Raw genomic sequence first — 24398 nt, forward strand, 5'->3', positions numbered from 1 at the left:
GAGTCTTGAAGATATAAACTGATAAACAACATAATTTTAAAAGTATTTGATATGAAATAATGATATATAATCTTTTAATGGTAAAGAGTTTCTTTACCAATGTCGCAATATTTATTTTGTCTGATATAATGGTTAAAGAACATTAACGAAACATATTGAGGAGAACTAAAAGAGTAAAAATACAAATAAAAAGTATATCTGAGTATTTAAGTAAGTTAAAAATATGTATGGGTTTAAAAATAGGAATTTTATAAAGGAGTTGCTAAAATTATGATTGTATATTTTTCTGGGACTGGTAATAGTGAATATGTAGCAAAAAGAATGGGTAAAGAGCTTCAGAATGAAGTATTGAATATATTTGAAAAAATTCGAACTAGGGATTATTCTCATTTAGCATCTGAAAGACCATGGGTTATCGTTGTACCAACTTATGCATGGCGTATTCCACGTATTGTGCATGAATGGTTGATGAAAACAGAACTTAGAGGAAATAAGAATATTTATTTTGTAATGACCTGTGGGGCTGATATTGGCAATTCAGGCACATACTTGAAGAAATTGTGTAAAGCAAAAGGGATGAATTACAGAGGATGTGCTTCTGTAGTCATGCCAGAAAACTATATTGCGCTTTTTAGTACACCAAGTAAAGAAGAAGCTCTAGTAACGATTGAACAAGCTGAGCAGAAAATATCATCTACAATACAATGTATTAGAACTGATATAGCATTCCCAGAATCGAAAGCAACATTTAAGGCTAAATTCAGTAGTGGATTGGTCAATAATATATTTTATCCAGTATTTGTTCATTCTAAAAAATTTTATGTGACAGATGCTTGTGTTTCTTGTAAGAAATGTGAAAATGTATGTCCACTTGGAAATATACACCTTAATGATGGAAAGCCAAACTGGGGAAATCATTGCACTCATTGCATGGCTTGTATATGTCGATGTCCAAAAGAAGCTATTGAATATGGCGAACATAGCAAGGGGATGGCACGTTATATTTGCCCAAAGGAAATATAAAAATAAATGACTTAAATTAATCCTGATGTATTTTGATGAGGGTGCTTTAAAAGCAATCATTATATAACATAGATTTTATTTAATGGAGTATTAACTTAAAAGACAGTTGATAAATAGTCAGCTGTCTTTTTTTAATCAATTAAATTAATTAGTCATCATAATTAAATTATAATGAAACTTGTATTATAGATATTTTTCAATTTTACTTTGTTCAATTACACGTTTACCTAATAAGGTAATTGCCTGTTTTGGGCAATTATTAACACAGCGATAACACATAGTACACTGATTTCCTGGTATAGCAACACCATTTTTCACAACAATACTTTTCAAGCAACATAGGCTTGCACATTTTCCACAGCCAATACATTTATCAGCACTTATTTTTAATTTGTCTGAATAGTATTTTGTTTTATTAATAAAATATAACCTTTGTCCAAATAAACCTGCTATATGATGAAAAATTCCGATTCCATCTTGTGGTGGAGTTCCATCTTGTATTTTTCTTACAGCATGCTTTATTTTTTGCTCTGCATTTGTTATGAGTTTCTTGTTGCTTTCTAAAGTCTTTTTTAATGCCTTTTCATCAGCAATGCTATCAGGCATTTTTAAATGTAAACCTCCAATAGTGACTGCACCATATTTTTTAAGCAAACGAGCTAAGATACCTGCTCCATCTCCACTGAATAACCCCATTGTTGCAATAATAAAAACTCGCTTGTCTTTCCATAAATTTTGATGATTGATTATAAAGTCCTTTAATATTTTAGGTATGTTGCTGTATTGTGTAGGATAGCTAAATACAATATCTTTATGCTGACTAATTTGATGTAACAATTGCTTATCTTCAATAGAAAATGCTTTTGATGTCATATCATATTCCTGCAAAAACTTTTCTATACAATATTTTGAATTGCCTGTTCCACTGAAATATATTCCTAGCATAATTTTTCTCCAAATCTTAATTTATTGACTTATTTGTTTTATTCTACCATGAGTATATTTAAAAGTCATTTTTTTATGTTTTGAATAGATATTTGAGCAAAAGTTATGTGAATTAATTTTGATATGTAGAAAATAGAGCATTTTTTATTGATTTAAAAATGTTGTTAATAAAGAATTTTTTATTTTACTTAGATATAAATTAATATAAAAAATCTGTTATAAATATGTTGGTTTGATTATAAATAAGATATTTCTATGCTACTTAATAAATAAAAGTTGTCAATTAAGATGCATATAAATAACTAGTATTATGAAAAATATAATAGAGAATTTGTTTGTGATATTATTTTATATTTATATGAGTAGGAAGTGACTATAGGTTATAATAGTAGAAAGCTTAATAAGTGAATGTTAAGGAATAAATGCAATTAATAAAAATTTAAAAATTTTATCTAAAGGGATATATAGAAAGGAAAATATTTATGAAGTTTAAAAGGTGGGTCAGTATAATTTTATCTATAATAGTTATAAGTGCTCTTCTTGTGGGTTGCACAAATAAATCTAATTCGGATACAGTATCAAATGAAAAAATATCATATGAAATAAATTCAACAAAAAATAGCAATAATAAGGTTGAAACTAATAAATTTAATTTAGGAACATCAGAAATGGTTATAAGAGGTAAATCTATACCATTTAATATGGAAGGAATAATATCAGTACCTGAAAATATAAAAGAAAAAGCACCTGTAGTATTAATCTTTCATGGACAACATGGAGATGGAGAAAATGATTTTGAAGATGGATTTAAATATCTTACTGAGGCTTTGGCAAAAAATGGTATAATAGGATTATCTATTGATACCTCAGTAAATTATACTTTTAAGTATGGAGAACCAGTGGAAAATGAAAGAATAACTTATTTAGCTCAAACATATATACAAACTTTTAAAGACATAAACGAAGGTAAGAAAAATGGATTTGGGTTATACCTCAAAGATAAAGTTGATTTAAATAGAATTGGTCTTATAGGACATTCTGTAGCAGGTTCAGGGGTAATTAAAATAGCAGAAGACCAAATACAAAAAGGATTCAAAGGGATAAAAGGAATTATATCACTTACACCAGCGTATAATAGTCCGATAGAAAAGTTTCCTGATATACCAACAGCAATAATAGTTTCAGAGTATGATGGAGATGTTGTTCATAGTGGAGATGATATTTTTTATGATATATCTTTAGATAAAAATAGAAAAAGCCCACTGGGTCTAACTTATCTAGTGGGAGGAAATCATAATGCATACAACTCAGTTTTAGGAGAAAAAGAGTTTTCTAAGCCACAGACTACTAATGGAACTTATCCTGAGAAATTAGGACAAGAAGAACATAGAGATTTTTTCTCTAATTATGCAGTTGACTATATGAAATCTATTTTTGAGTTTGATAGTAGTGAATCACCTATCTTCAATAAAAAAGGATTGCCTTATAAAATGTATGGATATCAGACTTTAAATAAAGTTAAATATAGTGAATCTGTAGAATTATTCAATAAAAAGACATTTAAAAATATAAGTTCAAGTAATGTTGATATAAAAGAATTGGTTGAATCAGAGAGATTGAATAAAGATACTGCAAAAATATTTATCAATACTGGAGTGAATGAAGATTTAGACTTGTTACAAGTTGATTGGAAATCTGAAAGTGGAAAAATAGAACTACCTTTAAATAATAATAACTTAGGAGCTTATTCTGCACTAAAGTTTAGATGGGCATTAAACTCTCCTAGTAAATTAAATAATAAAGATAATGTAGTTTCTTTCAAACTTAGCTTAGTTGATTCTAAGGGAAAAGAAAGCAGTATCATTGTAGAAAATGATAAAGTATCTGCTATGAAGTATTTTGAAGGAGAAGTTATAAAAGATGAATATGTAGAAGGGAAGTTTATGGAATTCTGGTCAAGATATACTCCAATAAGTGATACAGTAATACCACTTGAAAAATTTAGAAATATAAATTTATCTAATATAAAGAATGTTACAATTGAATTTGAAAGTCCAGAAACTGGTTCAATTATGTTAAATAAAATAGTTGGTATAAAATAATAAAAGTGGTTCTAGATAAAAGTATAAAGTATCTAGAACCAATTTTATTAGACATTATTAATTTTAGTCAGAGATATAAAACTACTTCATATTAACTATAAGAAAAGAAAATTAAGAATATTTTACTGATATAGAACAAGTTTAAAGAATTTTATATCTAAATTGTGTTATCATGAGTAAAGATATCAAGTTTCGAGTTTATTAATAAAATAAAAGACAGGGAGGTAAGTTTCATGTTCTCAAAAATCCTAGTCAAAACATTTATCAAAGATAGTGAGAATGTTCAAGATAAAGTTGTTAGAAATAAGTATGGTTATGTAGCCGGAATAGTAGGCATAATATCTAATCTAGTTTTATTTATAGTAAAGGTTTCTATAGGTATACTTACATCAAGTATAGCTATAATGGCTGATGCGTTTAATAATCTTTCTGATATGGCATCTTCAGCAATAACTATGATAGGGTTTAAACTAGCAAGTAAACCAGCTGACAAAGAACATCCTTTTGGGCATGGTAGAATAGAATATCTATCAGCATTAATAGTAGCTTTTATGGTTATGTTGGTTGGACTTCAATTTGTGAAATCGTCTATAGAAAGAATAACAAATCCAGTTCCTATAAAGTTTGAATTAGTACCACTGATACTTTTAATTGCATCTATAATGGTTAAAATATGGTTGAGTCGCTTTAATAAATTTATGGGAAATAAAATTAATTCATCAGCATTAAAAGCAGTGTCATTGGATGCTTTGGGAGATGTATTTACATCAAGTTGTGTAGTTATATCTTTTATTTTGGCTAGATTTACTGATTTACCTATAGATGGATATGTAGGTATTGTAGTATCATTAGTAATACTTTATGCAGGATTTTCTCTTGTAAAAGATACTATAAATCCTCTTCTAGGGGAAGCTCCAGATGAAGAAATGGTCAAATCTATTTTAGAATTATTATTATCTTATGAACATATAATAGGTACACATGATTTAATAATCCATAATTATGGAGTTGGAAGATGCATTGCATCTATACATGCAGAAATTCCAGCGAATATAGATATAATGGAAATTCATGAAATTATAGATACTGCTGAGAGAGAAATATCTGAAAAGTTGGATATATATTTGGTAATTCATATGGACCCTATATGCCTTGATGATGAAGAGGTTATATCATCAAAAAGAGAACTTGAAGAAATACTTAAGAAAAACAGCCTTATAAAATCTATGCATGATTTTAGGATAGTTGGAAAAGGAAGTAAGAAGAATTTAGTCTTTGATATAGTAGTTAATCCTTCTGAATTTTCTAAAGGTATGTCAGAAGAAGATCTAAAAGCAGATATAACAAAGCTAGTTAAGGAGATGAATCCTGATTATAATTGTGTAATTGTTGTAGATAAGGATTTTATTTAATGATGATAAAAAAATAAAGGAAAAAAATGTAAAAAATATAGACAATAAAACATAGACATAATATAATGGATATATAACTGTATTTAATTTGAATATAATAATTTTTAATTATTTTTATAAAAAAATTATAGAGACGTTGAAGTATATCCTATTACTGGGCACCTTATGGGTATACAGAGTCAATGGTGCAACCGGCTATGAATATAAATTTTATTTATTTCATAGCTTTTTTTGTATAGTTTTTTGATAAAAAAAGTTAAATTATATTGGGTATTTATGGAATTTTACAAGAGTGTAAATAGATTAGAGGGGAGCAATCTATATGAAGAAAGGAAATAAAAAGGCATTATTAATCAGTTTAATTATGATTTTAAGTATGATAGTTACTACAATATATCCATCTGTATCTTATGCATCAGAATTAGAAGGCAGTGGGTCTATACAAAACAATTCAAATAATTTACCAACTGGAGATGGAAAACAAGAAGAAAATAAGAAACCAGAACAGACTCCAGAGGGAGATAAGCAAGAAGAAAATAAGAAACCAGAACAGACTCCAGAAGGGGATAAACAAGAAGAAAATAAGAAGCCAGAGCAAACTCCAGAAGGAGAGAAACCAGAAGAAAACAAGAAACCAGAACAAACTTCGATAGAGGATGAAAATTTACTTAAGACTTTAGAAGAAGAACTTAATGAAGATAATGAAGACCACGGATTTATCGTAAAAATTAATAATGATGCAATAGAAACAGAGTCAATGAAAAAAATTACATTTAATTTAACTTATACTCCAACATCAAAAGGGATAAAAGCAGGTGACTCAATAACTTTTAAGGTTCCAGATGTATTTAATAAAGTTAATTTAGATTATACAAGTGAATGTTTTGATAAAACAGAGAGTAATGGAGAGTATACGCTTACATTTAGAGAATTACCTAATGGTCAAAGTGTAATGCAAGGAAAAATTGGATTAGAAGCATATGTGAATAAAGTTAATGAAGAAACAAGTGCCAAAATTCATATTGAAACTACTGGAAAGATAGAAAGTGGAAATGGAGATGTGGATATAGAAATAAAACCTGGCGATAAAGAAGATATTGAAGAAGCTAAAGGAACACTTAAGAAGCTTGTTGAAGGAAGAGAGTCAACTACTGTATTTATGCCAGTTAAAAATAAAGATGTAAATTATAGTATACAAGTAAATGAAAAAGAAGAAGAATTAAAAGATATTACTTTATATGACGAACTTCCTGAAGGAATGACATTAATAAAAGATTCTGTAAGTATAGTAGCAAGCAATGGAAAAGAAGTAAGTGATTTTAATATTGAACAAGATGAAAATTCTATTTCAGTTACTTTTGGAGATATAGATAAAGCGTATACTGTTAAGTATAAGGCTAGAATTAGTGATGAAAATGCAAAACATGGTAACAAATATAAGAATATAGCTAGATTAGAATCTGCAGGTAATAAAGTTCAAGAAGATGATGCTACTGTAAGTATATTTGATAGAGGAAATGATTGTCTTTTGACTAAGGGGCATTCAGGAGCAACAAATATTACTCAAGTAGGTCAAGTAATCAACTATCAGATTTCAATAAATGATGATAAATCACCAATAAGTAATGTGGTTATAACAGATAATATACCAGAAGGTATGAGATTAACTACTGCTGGAGAAGCTGGGCATGATTTTAGAGTTGTAGAAGTTCCAATGAATGGTGGCTGGACTCCTTGGAGTAAAGAAAAAATTGCAAATAATATTTCATATAAAACAGAAGAAAAAAGAAATGAAAGTGGGCAAGTAGAAAAAGTTATAACTGGATTTACAATTAATCTTAGTGAAGAAGAAGTAGAATCAAAGTTCTTTATAGCATATACATTAAAAGTTATTAGTATTGAAGATAGTTATACAAATAGAGCTGTTCTTGATGCGAATAATAGTCAAGTAGATAAAAGAGATGAGATAAGTTTTAAGAAGAACTCTGGATTAATAAGTGCCAAAAAAGAGGTTGATAAAAAGGTATTAGATGGAAATGATAACCAAATAGTTAAGTATAAAATAAACATGTCAACTTATGGTGTTTATGATGCAGGGCAAGTAAATATTTTAGATGAAGTAAATCCAACATTAAAAATATCTAATATAAAATACTCTGATAATCTTGAACTTAAAAAAGAAGCTGAAGATGGAAAAAATACTATAAGATTAGTAAATAAATATGAATTTAAGCAAATAAAAGAAGGTGAACCTGTACAAGGTTGGGTTACATTTGATGCAGATTTTACAGATGTAAAAGTAGGGGAGACCATACAAAATGTAGCTCAGATTAATGGTTCAAGTCCTCCTGGTGTAGAAACTACTAAACAAGGATATGCTTTTGAAGCTAAAAAGGTAGATAGTTCAGATAAAAGTGCTCTTGAAGGTGCAAAATTTAATTTGGAAAATACATTTGGAATAGTAGTAGTTAAGGATTTAGTTAGTAATGAAGATGGTATAATTGAATCTAGTGTCAAAAATCCAGGAACATATTATTTAGTGGAGACAATGGCTCCAAGTGGATATGAAAAATTAAAGGGTAAAATAAAGGTGGAAATTGATAGAAAAAATATTGGTAAAATTGTGGATATTGGGAATATAGAAAATGTAAAACAAGAAAATATTCCAGTAAATCCATCAGTACCACCAGGTACAGATGAACCAACAGTGAATCCACCAGTGCCACCAAGTACAGATAAGCCAAGTAAACCATCAAGACCATCTGATACAGAGGAAGCAACAATAAATCCACCAATACCACCATCAGAAGATGTAATAGAAAAGCCTGTTAAACAAATTGTTCCAATACCAGAAGTAGTAAACCCACCAGTGCCACAGGAAAAGAATAATACAGTAAAAGATAATACTGTAGTAAATCCACCAGTGCCACCAAAGACAGGTGATAGTACTACAATTACTGTAGAAATACTTTTAGGATTAGGAGCTATTGTAGGACTTATTATATTGAGAAGAAAGAAAAACATCAATTAGACCCTAACATTATAAAAATATAAGTAATATTAAAAAATATCTTCTAAAACAATATTTTCAAGTGAGAATATTGTTAGAAGATATTTTTTTTTGGAGTATTATGTAAAAAAACAATCGTTTTTTAGAAGAAAAATCCAAAAAACTATAGACAAAGAGACAGATATAAGATATAATATAAATATAAAATTAAACGAGGCAAAACTAGGGAAACCTAGTCACGCAAAGCTATAGGGGCTAAAGTTTAAATAAACTACGCCAGCCAGTTGCCGAAAAGAGTAAAAATTTCTTTTTGTATATACAAAGATACTCTTGGGTATCTTTTTTATTTTGAAATTTATTACTCCCGGCCTAACTCAAAGGAGGGAATAATATGAAACCAAGTAAAAAATTATTAATCGCTATAATATCAATATTTTTAATAAGTTCAGTTCCAGTAAGTGCACATGCAGATAGTGCAACTTTAAAAAACAATAAAGAAACACTTAGTGAAATAGTGGTTCTTCCAAATGGAAATTACGATAAAAAAGAAGCTAATGCTATGATAAATAGACTTGCTAATATAGATGGAAAATATTTAAATGTATTAAAACAAGATAACTTAAAAATAAAATTATTAAGTGGAAAATTAACAGATGAAAAAGAATATGCTTATTTAAAAGGTGTAGTTCCTAAGGGATGGGAAAATACTGGTAAAACTTGGGATGATGTTCCTGGTTTAGGTGGAAGTACAGTAGCTCTTAGAATAGGATTTAGTAACAAAGGTAAAGGTCATGATGCAATAAACTTAGAATTACATGAAACAGCACACGCAGTAGACCATCTTGCATTAAATGATATTTCTAAATCAGCACAATTTAAACAAATATTTGCTAAAGAAGGGCGTTCTTTAGGAAATGTAAATTATTTAGGTGTATATCCAGAAGAATTCTTTGCTGAGGCATTTGCATATTACTACTTAAATCAAGACACAAATAGTAAATTAAAAGCAGCTTGTCCACAAACTTATAGCTTTTTACAAAACTTAGCAAAATAGAAAATTTATATAAAAAAATTAAGAGATGCTAGTATGCTAGCATCTCTTTTATATTGCGTGAAAAACTAATTAATTTAATCTTATGTATATATTTATTACTGACTTTTATATAATGACTCAATATGTTTATTATGAGATTGAGTTATTATTGTAGGTATAATAGAAACTATTGAACCAATCACTATCAATAGAATTCCTATAATCATATTAATAGGAATAAATTCTTTAAGAATTAGTAATGCCAGTATTGGAGATATTACTGGCTTAAAGAAAAATACTAAAGATGTAAGGCTAGTAGATGTAGCTTCCATTGCCATAAAATAAAGTGCATAACCAACACCTGTAACAAATACAAATACGTAAATCATAGTAGGTATGTTGTGTAAGGTATAACCACTAAAAATAGGTATATTTGCAAATACATGTAGTCCTTTTTTATTTAATATATTTGATATAAAATTAATCTTAGTAAGTAGAACCAATACAAGCATTTCTAAACTACCAAATATAAAGCTGAAACAAGTCACAACTATTCCACCAAATTTTAACGTTTTTCTTTTACCAAAAACAGTATACATTGAAAAAATAATGGCAGAAGATAGTGTTAAGAATATACCACTAAAAGTTAATTTTGTGTGCAGTGGATTTATAATAACTATAATTCCAAGGACTTCTAATATAAGTGAAATTATATTGTGCCTATAGATTTTTTCCTTTAGAATCAAATAAGCTAGAAGCATAACAAATACTGGATTACAACTAAATAAGACAGCAACTACAGATGCTTTTGTGTTTAGTACAGCTAACTGGTACAATGACATACTTACTACAACACACATAAAACCTAGAAAAGCAAAGTATTTTAAATCTGATTTTGTAATAGAAAGACTAAGGGATTTTAATCTTTTTATAGCAAAAGGTAATAAGACTAAGCCACCAACAAAAAATCTTGATAAGGTTATTTGTATGGGATTAAAGTCATTAGTAACTGTCTTTAGACTAATTTCCATTGAACTAAAAAATAGGGTAGTTAGTATTATATAAACATAACCTTTTTTCAAATCAAACACCTCCTTGTAATTTATACTAGTACTATAAGCTACAATATTCAAGTACATTGGTATAAAATGGTATATAAATATAAGCTATAAAATTATAAGCTACCTTAATATAGAATATAAAATTCTACACTAAGGTAGCTAATTATTTGTAATTAGATTTATTTAATTATTTTAAATTGTACAATTTAGATAATTTTTCAAATGCTGGTAGAGAACTCTTAACTTTATCGTAAGATACACAGTATGATACTCTAAAGTGTCCTGGGCAACCAAAAGAAGAACCTGGAACCAATAGTAAATTAAATTGTTTAGCATCAGCACAGAATTTTTTATCATCTTCAATTGGAGCTTTTGGGAATAAATAGAATGTACCACTAGGTTTAACACAAGAAAATCCCATTTCTATTAAGCTATTATATAAAAGGTCAAAGTTCTTTTTGTAAATATTTACATCAACTTCTGCATCTAAGCTTCTTGCAATAACTCTTTGGAAAAGAGAAGGAGCATTTACAAATCCAAGTATTCTATTTGCAACATTTAATGAAGACATAACATCATCAAAATCATCCATTTCTCCATTAGCCACAATATATCCTATACGTTCACCAGGTAGAGACAATGATTTACTATAAGAGTATCCTATAAATGAATTTTTATAGTATTTTAATATACAAGGAACTTTAGCATCATCATAAATTATTTCTCTATATGGTTCATCAGAAATTAAATATATATTTGTATTAAATTCTTTTTGTTTTGTATCTAGTAATTCTCCAAGGTTTTTTAGCAATTCTTCAGAATAAATAACACCAGTAGGATTGTTTGGAGTGTTTATTATTAGAGCTCTTGTCTTTGGAGTAATAGCATTTTTTAGAGCATATAAATCTGGTTCAAAAGTTTCTATGTTTGTAGGGACTTCGATTAGTTTTCCATCATAGTTTTCTGTATAATTTTTATATTCACCAAAATATGGTGCAAAAGCAATAACTTCATCGTCAGGATTTAAAAGAGTTTTTAAAATGATATTTAGACCACCAGCAGCCCCACAAGTCATAATTAAGTTATCTTTTGTAAGGTTTAATCCATTTTTTTTATTTATGTGGCTGGCAATAGCATCTCTTACATCTTCATATCCTGAGTTGTTCATATATCCATGAACTAGATTTGGAGATTCTTCATTTAAAATATCGCTTATAACTGCTTTAATAGTTTCTGGAGGCTCAACACTTGGATTTCCTATACTAAAATCAAAAACATTTTCTTCTCCGTAGATATCGGAAAGTTTTTTTCCCTCTTCAAACATGGCTCTTATAACAGAGCTGTTTGCAACTAAAGTTTGCATTTTATTAGATATCATATGTAACACTCCCTTTTATAGATTTATATTGCTTATGTATATATTACCATATTTTTACTGAATTTAGACAATTTTCGAAAAATTATTTGCTTGAAAATATAAACTTTTATATAAAATATATTTATGTATGATGTATATAAAAAATTACAAATTCTAACTAAAGAAGAATTATATTTTATGATAATTTTATAAGGTAGTATAAAAATATACAGTTATAAGGCAAAATATTCTTGACTGTATCAAGTATTTAATATAATATAGTTGATATAGTCAAATATATTATATTAGAATTATAGAGGGGAAATTAAAAATGGATTTTAAAAATTTACAGAATGAGAGTTTATCGTATATTATTTGTTATTTACAAAGGAACTTTAAACTTTATTGTGAAAAATGTCTAAAGCCATATAAGCTTACGAATGGTCTATATTTTTATTTAATTTATATCAATAAGAATAGGAATTGTTCTTTGAATGATATTTCGACGGAATTCGAGGTGGATAAAGCTCATACTACAAGAACTATCTCTAGATTAGAACAAGATGGTTACATAGAAAAGATTCAAAACCCTAATGATAGTAGAGCTTTTCAATTGAGAGTAACAGATAAGGGTGAAGAAGTACTGGGAGATATAAAAAACATATTTTCAAAGTGGGATAGTAATATAAAAAAAGAGTTTTTGGATGAAGAATACAAAGAATTAGTAAAGAAATTACATACAGTAAAAGATATAAAGGCAACAGTGGAGGAAGAATAGGATGTATAGCAACTTATTAAAGTCAATTAAAATTGGAAACTTAGAATTAAAAAATAGAGTATCTTTTGCACCTACAAGTATGGGTCTTAATCTGGAAGAACGAATTAACAAGCTTTGTAAAATTGCTAAATCAGGAGTAGCTTTAATTACTATAGGAGATGTATCAGTTAGACCTAGTTTTCATAAAATGGCTCTAAGCTTATCCAATGAAGATGGAATTAGAGAGTATAAAAAAATTGTAAATGCAATACATGATTCAGGGGCGAAAGTTTCAGCACAAATATTTTGTTCAGATTATGACATAAATTTAATCAGAAATACTATGAAATCGGGAATTACTTCACATGATGAAATAAAAAAAATTATGGATGATGGAGTAAAGGATTATGTAACAAATATGACAAAAGAAGAAATAAAAAATATTATAGAGTTGTTTAGAGTAACAGCATTAAATGCAAAAAAAGCAGGATTTGATATGATTCAAATTCATGGAGATAGACTTATAGGAAGCTTTTCATCCAGTATATACAACAGTAGAACTGATGAATATGGTGGAAGTTATGATAATAGAAGTAGATTTGCAAGTGAAATAATTAGTAGTATTCGTAATAATATAAAGGATGTTCCAATAGACTATAAACTTGCAATTAGACAAGAAAATCCTCATTATGGCAATGCAGGAGTTTTATTTTCTGAAGTAGAGAATTTTGTAAAAAAATTTGAATCACTTGGAGTAAATAGTTTTCATGTAACATTAGCAAATCATTCCAAATTAGAAGACACCATACCAGTTAATAATCATCCTTATTTTAAAGATGAAGGATGCTTTTTGTATTTAGCTGATGAAGTTAAAAAACACACAAACCTTCCAGTTTGTGGTGTTGGCAAGCTATCTAGTCCAGATTTCATAGAAAGTATTATATCAAATAACAGAGTAGATATGGTTGCTATGTCGAGACAACTATTGGCAGACAGTGATTGGTTGCAGAAAGTAAGAGAGGAAAGAGTAGATGATATCAAGAAGTGTTGCTACTGCAATAAAAAATGTGCAGATGCATTACAGACACATTCTCAATTTGGTTGTATATTAGATTAATAAAATCTTATAGTAATTGAAAACTTAATGGTATTAAGAAATTTTAGATAAATACTTAACATATAGGAGGATATATCATGAAAAGTTTAATTTTATATTCAAGTTTAACTGGAAATACTAAAAAAATTGCTCAATCTATATATGATGCAATGCAAGGCGAAAAAGAAATTAAAAATATCAGTGAAGTAACTGATAATAATGTTGACTATGAAAAATATGATATAATATTCTTGGGATATTGGGTAGATAAGGGTATTTGTGATAAAAATTCAAAACTAGTCTTTGAAAATATTCACAACAAAAAGCTAGCTTTATTTGGAACAATGGGAGCAAATACAAAGGGTAACTATGGAATTAACATTATGGACAAAGTGAAAGATGTCTTTTCGAAAGATAATGAAATAGTTGGGTCATTTATATGCCAAGGAAAGATTGCAGAAGGTTTAAAGGTAAAATATGAAGAAATGCTAAAGCTTCATCCTGAAAATGAACATATTCGTGAGCAATTAAAAGGTCATGAAGAGTCTCAAAGTCATCCAGATGAGCAAGATGTATCCGAAGCTGTTAGATTTACAAAAGATATAATGGCTAAAGTTAGTGATATGTAATAGTTTAAATTAGATAGAAAGGGAGTTTGCAATATGAAAGAGAGTAACGATATTATAATTTCAGTTGGCTCTAAGCAAAGACTGCAAAATACAATTGCAATAAAACTTTGTTTAGAGCCTAATAGATAAAGATAATATTTAGGCTAAATTGTTTTTGTGCAGTCTTTGCTTTTATTTACAATTAAAAATGTAGATGGGAGCAGAGTATTATGAAGTATGAAAAAGCACAAAATATATTGCCAGAAGAGATACTTGAATTAATTCAAGAATATACAGATGGTAGTTATTTATATATACCACGAAAGTCTGAAAATAAAAAAGCTTGGGGCGAAAATAGTGGTTCAAGAAATATCTTGAAAGAAAGAAATAGGGAAATACTTGATAAGTACAATAAAGGTATTTCTGTTAAAGAACTTACAAAAGACTACTATTTAACGGAGCATAGTATAAGACGAATAATCAGAGAAGAAAAAAGTGATTGAAAATAGAATATTAATGTTCTAAAGATAGATTTATATAACAAAAAATTAAGAAGAGACTTTTTAACAAAGTCTCTTTTTTCGTACAAAATTAGTACAGGTTTGTTTATGAACTTGAGGGATAATCTATTTAAATGGTATGATTTTATTGAGGAATTTCTAAATTTTAAGAAGAGGAATAGAACAATGAGTATTTTAAATGTAAATAATATAAGTTATGGATTTGGAGATAGAACATTATTTAAAGACATATCTTTTAGATTGTTAAGAGGAGAGCATGTAGGTCTTGTTGGAAAAAATGGCGAGGGAAAATCTACATTTATGAATATAATAACAGGTCAGCTAATTCCAGATAGTGGTGATATACAATGGAGTAGTAAAGTAAGAGTTGGATATATGGATCAACACACTAAACTAGAAAAAGGTAATACAATAAAAGATATTTTAAGAGAATCTTTTAAGGAACTTTTTTATATGGAAAGTGAAATGAATAGCATATACAGTAAAATGGGAGAAATGAATGAACATGAGATAAATAAGTCTCTTGAAAAAGTTGCAAATATACAAGAATTTTTAAATAACAATGAATTTTACAATATTGATTCAAAGATAGATTCAATTGCCCTAGGTCTTGGGTTTAGACATATTGGACTTGATAGAGATGTTTCAGAATTGAGTGGAGGTCAAAGAACAAAGGTATTATTAGGCAAATTATTATTAGATGAACCAGATATATTGCTTTTAGATGAACCTACAAACTATTTGGATGAAGAACATATAGAATGGTTAAGAAAATATCTTCAAAATTATGAAAATGCATTCATATTGATATCACATGATTTGGAGTTTTTAAATAGTGTTGTGAATGTGGTGTGTCATCTTGAAAATATGACATTGACAAGATATATTGGTAATTATGAAAATTTTCAAAAGATGTATAAAGAAAACAAGAGAAATTTAAGAATAGCTCAAGAAAAACAAATTAGAGAAATATCAAAGCTAGAAGAATATATTGCAAAAAATAAAGTTAGAGCATCAACCAGTAAGATGGCAAAATCAAGACAGAAAAAATTAGATAAAATAGAAAGAATAAGTATATCAAAGGAAAAAGTAAGACCTCACTTTGACTTTAAAATATCCAAAAAATCTGGGAAAATGATATTTGAAGCTAAGAACTTAGTTATAGGATATGAAACAGCATTAAGTAAACCTATAAATTTAATTATGGAAAGAGGAGAAAAGATAGCTTTAATAGGTGCAAATGGTATAGGAAAATCAACCTTATTAAAAAGCTTGATTGGAATAAATAAACCAATAAGTGGAAGTATTGAAGTAGGAGAAGAACAAAATGTTGGATATTTTGAACAGGAAGTTAAAGAAATAAGTGATAAAAAACTTATTGATGAGGTGTGGTATGAATTTCCAACATACACAAGATATGAAATAAGAAAAATGCTATCAAGATGTGGTTTGACTAATCAACATATAGAAAGCAAGCTTTCTATATTAAGTGGTGGAGAACAAGCTAAAGTAAGGTTATGTAAACTTATAAATAATCCTAGTAATATATTAATACTAGATGAGCCAACAAACCACTTAGATTCTGAAGCAAAGGAAGAACTAAAAAAAGCTTTAATATCATATGAAGGCAGTATAATTTTAGTCTGCCATGAGCCAGAGTTTTATAATGATATAGTTAATAAAATTTGGGATTGTGAGAAGTGGGCAATTAATTATTTAATATGATAGAAAATCTTATACGACTTGTTATATCTTTTATCAATTTTAATATAAGACAGGCTAATTTGACTTTTGGACTGAGAAAGATATGAAAAGACTAAATTAATAGAAAGGCATGGCATTTATTTGCGATGCCTTTTTTAATAGAATCAAAAAAATGATAAAAATACTCGACTGTAAACCATGTTTATACTGTATCTTATATAATAATCAAGCAGTTTTAGATACACACAAGGAGGAGATTATTACAAAGTGTGGTATTATTGAGAATGGAATATTGGCGAATCAAATAATGAAATAAAACATTAAAGAAGACTTAGAGTAATAAAAAAGAAAGATATTAGGTAATTCAATAAATCGAAAGGTGGTGTTTAAAAATGACAATTAAAGAAGTTGAAGAAAAAACTGGACTAATACGTTCTAATATTCGATTTTATGAGAAAGAAATGCTAATTCAGCCCATTCGTAATGAGAGTAATGGTTATAGAGAGTATTCAGATGAAAATATAGAGGACATCAAAAAAATTGCATATTTACGTACATTAGGGATTTCTATTGATGATATTCGTAATATTATACTTCAGCAAATATCTTTATATGAGATTGTTGAAAAACAGGAACAAGTTCTCAAAACTCAAATATATGATTTGGAAAATGCAAAAACTATGTGTGAAAAAATGCTTAAATTTAATGAACTAAGTTATCTAAATTTAAAAGTAGAAGAATATATAACTGAGATACCAGAATATTGGAATGAAAATAAACATACTTTAAAACTGGACTCTGTAAGTTTCTTATATATGTGGGGAGGAAATATTACATGGGGAATTATAACCATTGCTTGTTTACTGATTGCAATCATAGCATTTCCAAAACTGCCAACTCAAATTCCTGTGCAATGGAATAATGGTGTAGCCAATAGTGTAGATAAAAAATTTATTTATGCTTATCCAATTATTTGTGTTGTATTCAGATTTATTTTACGTCCATTTACATGTAGATGGTTACAAATACGAGCTTTCTATAGTGATACTATTGCAGATTATTTGACGAACTTTTTATGTTTTGTAGCTTTATCCGTAGAAGTATTCTCAATATTTTTTGTCTACAATATTGTCAAGAACGTTACAGTTATTCTTTTTGTAGATACCTGTGTATTTATGATTTTATTACTAGTAGGATGGAATAAAATATACCAAAAAACAAGCAACTCTCAAAAAATGAGTAAGGAGTGAACTTACTTTCCATAAAGAATTTAGGGTACGTGCTAAGGTACATTTTCCATGTTGATGAAGTAAGATAAAAGTAAAAGCTTACTTTAGCATCATTTGTTTAAATTTTGATAGCGAAATAAAAAAGAATGCCAGAGTTGATAAAAATATAGTGTTTATGAGGATTCTGGCATTTTGTATATTCATATTTAAAAACTTTGCTTATTGAAAATCAGTGGAAAATTATTATTTTTATTGGAAAAGCTAATAATTCAGACTTCAATCTCTACATGTTATCTCTCTACATATTATCTAAAAAAGCTAAGAAATCAACTTTGTATATTTTTCGTGGTCTACCTCTTTGATTATCCAGTTTTGTGTTTACAATAGTTGCAATACCAGCCTTATATAAGATACTTAGGATTCTATTTGCACTTCTAAGAGTTATATTCATATAGTCTGATAATATTTCTGCTGATACATTATTTGAATTTCTATCATTAATCATACTCATAATTTTAGATACATTTACATTAGATAAAGGAATGAAAGAAGCAACTTTATTAGCTATTGAACTTTCTTCCAGGTCATTAGAATTTTTATTTGAATATAAAGGTCCTATTATATTATTAGTGTCATTTACTATAAACGTACAATTTCCACCTAGAGAAGCTGATTTACTATTTGCCTGACGAGCGTTCTGTTCTGCATGAATATTTGTGTTGCCAATTCCCCAACCAATATTTAAGCTATACTTGATTTCTTTTAAGTCTTCTGAAATAAAAAATTCTGTATAATCCTTAGTCATATTATTTAGCATTTCTTTAGTAGTATGTATTTCTATTTTCATGTCATTTTTTTTGACTTGAACTCCATAGAACCCATTTCTTGATAAAGAATTTAAGATAGTATTGTATATTTGATTTTGTATCTCATCATTTTTAAATATTAGGTCATCATTTATATACTCTGAGCTATTTATTGTGACTATACAAGTTGCAGATTTATTTTTATCTAAATTTTTTAATGTTATTTCGTTTATTACAGATTTAAATGTGTTTAAGATTGATTCAGTAGATGGCACCATATAAATACAATCATATCCAAGTCTATTTAATTCACAATTAATTATATAATTTCTAGTAATAGAAAGGTTAATCTTATTATTTTTTAATAAATCTAAGTGTATCTCCAATAATTTATCATTTAATTTTTTAAAGTCATATACAGGTTGAGGAATATTGAAATCTCTAATTGTATATGGACAGTTTTTAGAATCTATCAATGAATAGATGTCATAATAGTTATTATCTTCTCTTAAAAAATCAATAAATGATTTTGTAAAATCAATCTCTCTTTTACTATTTAATAGTTTAAATAAGTATTTATAAAAATCTCTTTCATCAAGCTTTAAGAAACTTAATGGGACCTTTATATCCTCTATATTTATTATAAGCTCACTATATGGAATTAGACCACTACAAACAAATCCATCAAAATTATCTACTTGTTCATTATATATATTTGGCAAATTACTAAAAGGATTTTCACCTTTTAGTTCAATGTATGTAATTTCGCAAATATCTTTTAATTCTTCGAGAGCTTGTTTAAAGTTATCTGCCATAAAATAAGATGTTGTTAAAAAGCCAATCTTATATTTCATAAAACCTCCTTTAAAATTTCGAAAGTATTGTAACTAATTATCAATTTATAACCTCATTTTATAATAGTAGATAAAAAGCGTCAATTTATTTTACAAAGTAAAAATTAAAAGAAAAATCAGAAAATAAAAAATATACTGAAAAAATGTTGACTGATGAAAATAATTGTGTTATTTTGTAATTAAGGACTAGTCTTTTAAAATTTCCTAAAGTATAAACTCAGCTTTTAGGAAAAAAATTTTATTCAAAAATAAAGGAGATTATTATGATTACATATTTAAAGGAGATTTCTAAATTTGTTGACGAGAATAGAGAAGAAATCATTTCACTGTGGAAAGAGATTGTTAATATTGAAAGCTATACAAACTGTAAAGAGAGTGTAAATAAATTGGCTGATAGATTAAAATGTGAGTTTGAAAAAGAAGGATTAGATTGTGATTTAATAGATGCTGGAAATAATGGCAGTACATTAATAGGTACACTTGGTTCTAACAGAAATAAGAAACCAATAATTTTTTCAGGGCATATGGATACTGTCTTTGAAATAGGTACATTTGGAGAAAATCCATTTAAAATAATGGAAGGAAAAGCATATGGGCCAGGTGTGTTAGATATGAAAGGTGGAATAGTAATTTCTTTATACGTTATCAAGGCTTTAAATAAGATAGGATACAAAGATAGACCAATAAAAATAGTCTTTTCAGGTGATGAAGAGATAGGACATAAGGATTCAAACGGAGGAGACATTATATTAAAAGAAGCAAAAGGTGGTCTATGTGCATTTAATATGGAAACTGGGTTGGTAGATAATAGCTTATGTGTAGGTAGAAAAGGAAGAATCGGGTGTAATATAAATGTAAAAGGTGTAGAAACACATGCAGGAAATGATTTTGAAGGTGGAAGAAATGCAATAGAAGAAATGGCTAATAAGATATTACAAATACAAAAATTGACTAATCTTGAAGTTGGGACTACAGCAAGTGTAAGTATAATTAAAGGAGGAAGAGTATCAAATTCTATTCCTGAAGATTGTAGTATAGAAGTAGACCTTAGATTTGAAAAAGTAGAAGAAATGGAGAATGTTAAAAAAAGAATTCAAGAAATATGTGAAGATACTTACATAGAAGGAACCTCTACACATGTTGATTTTGTAAGTGAAATGATGCCATTTGAAACTACAGAGGATGTTATGAAGTTTCACAAATTTGTAAATACAGTATCAAAAGAAAATGGGTTTGGTGAAATAAATTCTAAGAGACTTGGAGGAAGTTCAGATGCTAGCTATTTAACTATTGCAAACGTTCCTGCGATATGTTCTTTTGGAGTAAAAGGAGAATGGAATCATACCTCAAGAGAATATGCATTAGTAGATTCTATGTTTGAAAGGGTAAAATTGATTTCTACAATTGTTTTAAATTTAGATAAATTTGATATATAAAAGGGGGATTTTATATGGATACAACAGCTGGAGATAATAAGGTAACATGGAAAGGATATATGTCTTTATTTGTATTGATAATACTATTTTCTGGTATTTTTAAGGAGAGTCAAGGATTTCTAAAAGCTTTAGACTTTGCTAACTTAACTGGCTCATTTGGTACTATTTCAGATGGCGTAGACTTTATGGGAAAGGGTGGAACTGGTGCAAAGGATGGTTTTTTATTTGCACTTACTTTAATACCAACTGTGTGTTTTGCTGTAGGACTTATTGATGTAGTTGAATCTATGGGAGGGATGAAAGCTGCATCAAAAATATTTAATCCATTACTTAAACCTTTACTTGGGATACCTGGAATAGCGGGTATAGCATTTGTATCTTCATTTACTAGTTCAGATGTAGCCTCAATAATGACAAAAGAATTATGTGAAAGCGGAGAAATAACGGATGATGAAAGAACTATATTTGTAGCTTATCAATATGCTGGTTCAGCAGTTATATTAAATACAATAAATACTCAAGCTCCACTTTTGCCAATAGCATTATTGGCATTAGGTCCAATAATACTTATAGAGATATTCTGTAAGATACTTGGTGCCAATCTAGTTAGACTAATTATAAATATAAAAAATAAAAAGAATAAAAATAAGGAGGCTGCGTAATATGAGTCAACAAAATACTGGAAGTACAATTGTAAATAGTAAACCAAAAAAAACTGTTGTTGAAACATTTATGGGAGGCGCAAAAAAAGGTTTTTACATAGGTGTTGAACAAATATTGCCAGCCATGATAATGGGGTATGTAATAGTACAATTTCTACAATTGACTGGTATAGTTGATATTTTAGGAAATGTTTTTGGTCCAGTAATGGGGATTTTTGGACTACCTGGAGAATCAGTCGTAGTTTTGATAGCGGCTTTCTTTGCTAAGGCAGCAGGAGCAGCTACAGCCGCAAATTTATTTGCGCAAGGTATAATTGCAGCATCACAAGCAACTATTTTGATTATGCCATGTATGTTAATGGGTACTCTAGTTGGTCATTACGCTAGAATAGTTCTTGTAGCTAATACTAGCACTAAGTATAGAATGTTACTATTAGCAGTTCCTATATTTGATGCAGTGGTAGGTATGTTGATAGTTAGAGTTTTACTTACTTTTATGGGATTAATGTAAAAATTAAATAAAACTAACATAATAATGTCATGATGATGTACTAATTAAAAAATGATATGTTAATTAAAAAAGAAGTTTACTAGTATAGTAGTAAACTTCTTTTAGATTTTCTATGTTTTTAGAGTTTTTTTTTAAAACTTTCTATGTTTTGTTTTAATATCTTTAAATCAACAATAAATTAAATTCATTTTTAGTTAATATCAATATAAATTTATTATGATTTTATTTTTAAAGTACAATATGTTTTGAATTTTCACGTATATCTACTTCAATGACTTTTTCTATTGTATCTCCTCTAAAGCCTAGTAAATTACTTGTTAAGTTTGCAGTAGAACAAGAGTGGTTAGGTATGATTCTTATCCTATCACCTATTTTTATATTAGTTTTTCCATTTACTTTAATTTTGCCAACTTCTTCTGAAAGTGAATCAATAATAAGTTCTGGATGTCCACAAACTATACCATAGCCAACAATACTACTATTTCCATGAGCACCCTTATCTAGTCCAAGGCATTTACTTCCACAATCAACTAAATAATATCCATCACTATTTTTTGATATTACAGTACATACAACAGTAAGAGCACACATCTTTTCAGTAGCACATCCTAAAGCTATTTGTATAGCATCATAATATACATAGTTTCCAGGTCTTACAGCAGTGATAGTTTTAGAAGTAGCTTCAGTTTCAACTGTTGGAGTGCTTCCAGAAGCTACAATATCTATATTAAATCCATTATCAGTTAATAATTTAGATGCTTTTTCCATAGCAGAATTTTCTTGAACACAAACATCTGGTACACCTTCTGGAGAACTGCAACCGTATACTTGACCTGGATGTGAGCTTATTCCAACAATTTTTATACTTTCTAGTTTTGAAATTTCAATAGCAAGTTCTACTACTTTTTCTGGTTTAACACCAAAACGGTGTAATCCGCAATCTACAATAAGAAGTAGTTTACATTCAATTTTAGCTAGAGAAAAAGCCTTGCTGTAAGCTCTTGCACATTCTATATTATCTGTAGCACATATTAAATTTATTTTTGAAGCCATGGTTACTACCCTATTTATATTTGCATCTCCCATGTAAGGGTAAGCCAACATAATATCTTTAAAGCCAGCATTTATCAAAGCTTCAGCTTCATCAAGAGTTCCAACAAGAAATCCAGTAGCACCTGTATCTTTTTGAAGTTTTGCAATATATGTACTTTTATGAGTTTTAAGCATAGGCCAAAGCTGTTTGTTATTCTTTGTACAAATTTCTTGTATTGTATTTATATTTTCTTCTAACTGGTCTAAATCTAGTAAAAAGCTTGGTGTAGCAATTTCTGAAATTTTCATATTGTTTACCACCTTTCAATAAAAATAAAATCAATCACAGGTCTTAATTTTACGATATTAATAAATATTATGATAAGATTAATTTTATAATATAAATATCTTCTAATTATATTATAGAACCAGTATGAGGTTAGAGCAATATTTATTTAGATTAATTAGAATTTTCAATATATTTATTGGTTATCAAATTATGTAACTATTAAACTGTATATATAATAATGTTTTATTTTTGTGGTTTTACTTAAAACTGTTTGAGTTTTATTTAATAGGGTATTTTAAATAAGTAAAAATTTTATTTCAGCATAAAAAACTTATATTATAAATTTTGGAGGTAGCAAATATGAGAAAAGTGGTACTTTATATTGCAATGAGTTTAGATGGTTATATAGCAGAAGAAGATGGTAGTGTAGCTTTTTTAGATGAAGTAGCTTCAGATTCTCAACAGGAAGATTATAATACTTTTTACGATACAATTGATACAGTTATTATGGGAAATTCAACATATACACAAATAATAAATGAACTAAGCCCAAATGAATGGTTTTATAAAGGGAAAGAATGTTATGTGTATTCAAAGACTACTAGTGGAGTTAATGAAAATGTAAATTATACCAATTTGGAACCTAAAAAACTAATTGAGCAAATTAGAGCAGAGAAAAATGGGAAAGATATCTGGATAATTGGAGGAAGTGAAATAGTAGAATTATTTACAAAAGATAATCTAATTGATGATTATTTTGTATATGTATTGCCAATAATATTAGGTAGAGGAATTCCATTATTTAAAGCTGGAATACAGAGAACAAACTTAAATCTTAAAAAGGTTAGTAATATAGAACAACTTGTAAAATTAGAATATAGTAAAAAACAAGTATAAAGTATGTGCTGGCTTGTTATCATTTTATAAAATAAAGTATTTAAAAGCTTAAA

20 protein-coding genes and 2 riboswitches are annotated in these 24398 nt (G+C 28.0%); of the genes, 15 read left to right on the plus strand and 5 right to left on the minus strand.

Annotated features, from left to right (window positions below; all coding sequences use genetic code 11):
* The first annotated feature begins 270 nt into the window (after positions 1-270).
* Positions 271-1023 (plus strand): EFR1 family ferrodoxin, encoded by a 753-nt coding sequence (locus IC173_RS04585; RefSeq protein WP_227434395.1) that lies wholly within the window; start codon positions 271-273, stop codon positions 1021-1023.
* Between the two features lie 183 nt (positions 1024-1206).
* On the opposite strand, the gene IC173_RS04590 is transcribed toward IC173_RS04585, so the two are convergent.
* Positions 1207-1968: an EFR1 family ferrodoxin gene (locus IC173_RS04590; protein WP_227434396.1), complete on the minus strand. Its 762-nt coding sequence runs from the start codon at positions 1966-1968 to the stop codon at positions 1207-1209.
* A gap of 482 nt (positions 1969-2450) precedes the next feature.
* On the opposite strand from IC173_RS04590, the gene IC173_RS04595 reads away from it, so the two are divergent.
* The 4 genes from IC173_RS04595 (at position 2451) to IC173_RS04610 (ending at position 9546) form a co-directional block, all read left to right on the plus strand.
* Complete coding sequence (locus tag IC173_RS04595; RefSeq protein WP_227434397.1) at positions 2451-4070, plus strand: hypothetical protein; 1620 nt, start codon at positions 2451-2453, stop codon at positions 4068-4070.
* Between the two features lie 233 nt (positions 4071-4303).
* Positions 4304-5482 carry a cation diffusion facilitator family transporter gene (locus tag IC173_RS04600; RefSeq protein ID WP_227434398.1) on the plus strand — a complete coding sequence of 393 codons (1179 nt, stop codon included), beginning with the start codon at positions 4304-4306 and terminating at the stop codon, positions 5480-5482.
* Positions 5483-5602: 120 nt separating this feature from the next.
* Positions 5603-5688, plus strand: a riboswitch (cyclic di-GMP riboswitch).
* Between the two features lie 116 nt (positions 5689-5804).
* Positions 5805-8513, plus strand: a complete 2709-nt coding sequence (locus IC173_RS04605; RefSeq protein WP_227855210.1) for a SpaA isopeptide-forming pilin-related protein — start codon at positions 5805-5807, stop codon at positions 8511-8513.
* Between the two features lie 184 nt (positions 8514-8697).
* Positions 8698-8784, plus strand: a riboswitch (cyclic di-GMP riboswitch).
* A 99-nt stretch (positions 8785-8883) separates the two neighbouring features.
* Positions 8884-9546: an anthrax toxin lethal factor-related metalloendopeptidase gene (locus tag IC173_RS04610; RefSeq protein ID WP_227434400.1), complete on the plus strand. Its 663-nt coding sequence runs from the start codon at positions 8884-8886 to the stop codon at positions 9544-9546.
* Positions 9547-9641: 95 nt separating this feature from the next.
* On the opposite strand, the gene IC173_RS04615 is transcribed toward IC173_RS04610, so the two are convergent.
* A complete protein-coding gene (locus tag IC173_RS04615) occupies positions 9642-10607 on the minus strand; it encodes a DMT family transporter (RefSeq protein WP_227824319.1) in 966 nt (321 codons plus the stop codon).
* A 166-nt stretch (positions 10608-10773) separates the two neighbouring features.
* Positions 10774-11964, minus strand: a complete 1191-nt coding sequence (locus IC173_RS04620) for a pyridoxal phosphate-dependent aminotransferase (protein WP_227434402.1) — start codon at positions 11962-11964, stop codon at positions 10774-10776.
* Between the two features lie 310 nt (positions 11965-12274).
* Between IC173_RS04620 and bilQ the strand changes: the two genes are divergently transcribed.
* The 6 genes from bilQ to IC173_RS04650 all read left to right on the plus strand — a co-directional run bounded on the left by bilQ (position 12275) and on the right by IC173_RS04650 (position 17879).
* Positions 12275-12721 carry a bilirubin utilization transcriptional regulator BilQ gene (gene bilQ, locus IC173_RS04625; RefSeq protein WP_227434403.1) on the plus strand — a complete coding sequence of 149 codons (447 nt, stop codon included), beginning with the start codon at positions 12275-12277 and terminating at the stop codon, positions 12719-12721.
* A 1-nt stretch (position 12722) separates the two neighbouring features.
* Positions 12723-13817, plus strand: coding sequence for a bilirubin reductase (gene bilR / locus IC173_RS04630; protein WP_227855211.1), 1095 nt, complete (start codon positions 12723-12725; stop codon positions 13815-13817).
* 77 nt (positions 13818-13894) lie between these two features.
* Positions 13895-14425 carry a flavodoxin family protein BilS gene (bilS, locus tag IC173_RS04635; RefSeq protein ID WP_227434405.1) on the plus strand — a complete coding sequence of 177 codons (531 nt, stop codon included), beginning with the start codon at positions 13895-13897 and terminating at the stop codon, positions 14423-14425.
* A 209-nt stretch (positions 14426-14634) separates the two neighbouring features.
* The gene (locus IC173_RS04640; protein ID WP_227434406.1) at positions 14635-14907 is read left to right on the plus strand and encodes a CD3324 family protein; all 273 of its coding nucleotides are present in this window, start codon (positions 14635-14637) and stop codon (positions 14905-14907) included.
* A gap of 183 nt (positions 14908-15090) precedes the next feature.
* Positions 15091-16650 (plus strand): ABC-F family ATP-binding cassette domain-containing protein, encoded by a 1560-nt coding sequence (locus IC173_RS04645; protein ID WP_227482088.1) that lies wholly within the window; start codon positions 15091-15093, stop codon positions 16648-16650.
* Positions 16651-17021: 371 nt separating this feature from the next.
* Positions 17022-17879, plus strand: coding sequence for a MerR family transcriptional regulator (locus IC173_RS04650; protein ID WP_227855212.1), 858 nt, complete (start codon positions 17022-17024; stop codon positions 17877-17879).
* 277 nt (positions 17880-18156) lie between these two features.
* Here the strand turns inward: IC173_RS04650 and IC173_RS04655 are convergent, their stop codons facing one another.
* Entirely contained in the window at positions 18157-19518 is a 1362-nt protein-coding gene (locus IC173_RS04655) for a hypothetical protein (protein WP_227434409.1), read from the minus strand.
* A 263-nt stretch (positions 19519-19781) separates the two neighbouring features.
* Here IC173_RS04655 and IC173_RS04660 point away from each other — a divergent pair, with 263 nt between their 5' ends.
* The 3 genes from IC173_RS04660 to IC173_RS04670 are packed head-to-tail and all read left to right on the plus strand — an operon-like array spanning position 19782 to position 22127.
* Entirely contained in the window at positions 19782-20954 is a 1173-nt protein-coding gene (locus IC173_RS04660; protein WP_227824315.1) for a M20 family metallopeptidase, read from the plus strand.
* Positions 20955-20968: 14 nt separating this feature from the next.
* Positions 20969-21616 carry a nucleoside recognition domain-containing protein gene (locus IC173_RS04665; protein WP_227434411.1) on the plus strand — a complete coding sequence of 216 codons (648 nt, stop codon included), beginning with the start codon at positions 20969-20971 and terminating at the stop codon, positions 21614-21616.
* 1 nt (position 21617) lies between these two features.
* On the plus strand, positions 21618-22127 hold the full coding sequence (locus IC173_RS04670; RefSeq protein ID WP_227434412.1) for a nucleoside recognition domain-containing protein: 510 nt from the start codon (positions 21618-21620) through the stop codon (positions 22125-22127).
* 228 nt (positions 22128-22355) lie between these two features.
* On the opposite strand, the gene IC173_RS04675 is transcribed toward IC173_RS04670, so the two are convergent.
* Positions 22356-23468, minus strand: coding sequence for an alanine racemase (locus tag IC173_RS04675; RefSeq protein WP_227434413.1), 1113 nt, complete (start codon positions 23466-23468; stop codon positions 22356-22358).
* A 340-nt stretch (positions 23469-23808) separates the two neighbouring features.
* On the opposite strand from IC173_RS04675, the gene IC173_RS04680 reads away from it, so the two are divergent.
* Positions 23809-24345 carry a dihydrofolate reductase family protein gene (locus IC173_RS04680; protein WP_227855213.1) on the plus strand — a complete coding sequence of 179 codons (537 nt, stop codon included), beginning with the start codon at positions 23809-23811 and terminating at the stop codon, positions 24343-24345.
* Positions 24346-24398 lie beyond the last annotated feature (53 nt).

Origin of the sequence: Clostridioides sp. ES-S-0048-02, from assembly GCF_020658495.1 — a bacterium.
Taxonomy (GTDB): Bacteria; Bacillota; Clostridia; order Peptostreptococcales; family Peptostreptococcaceae; genus Clostridioides.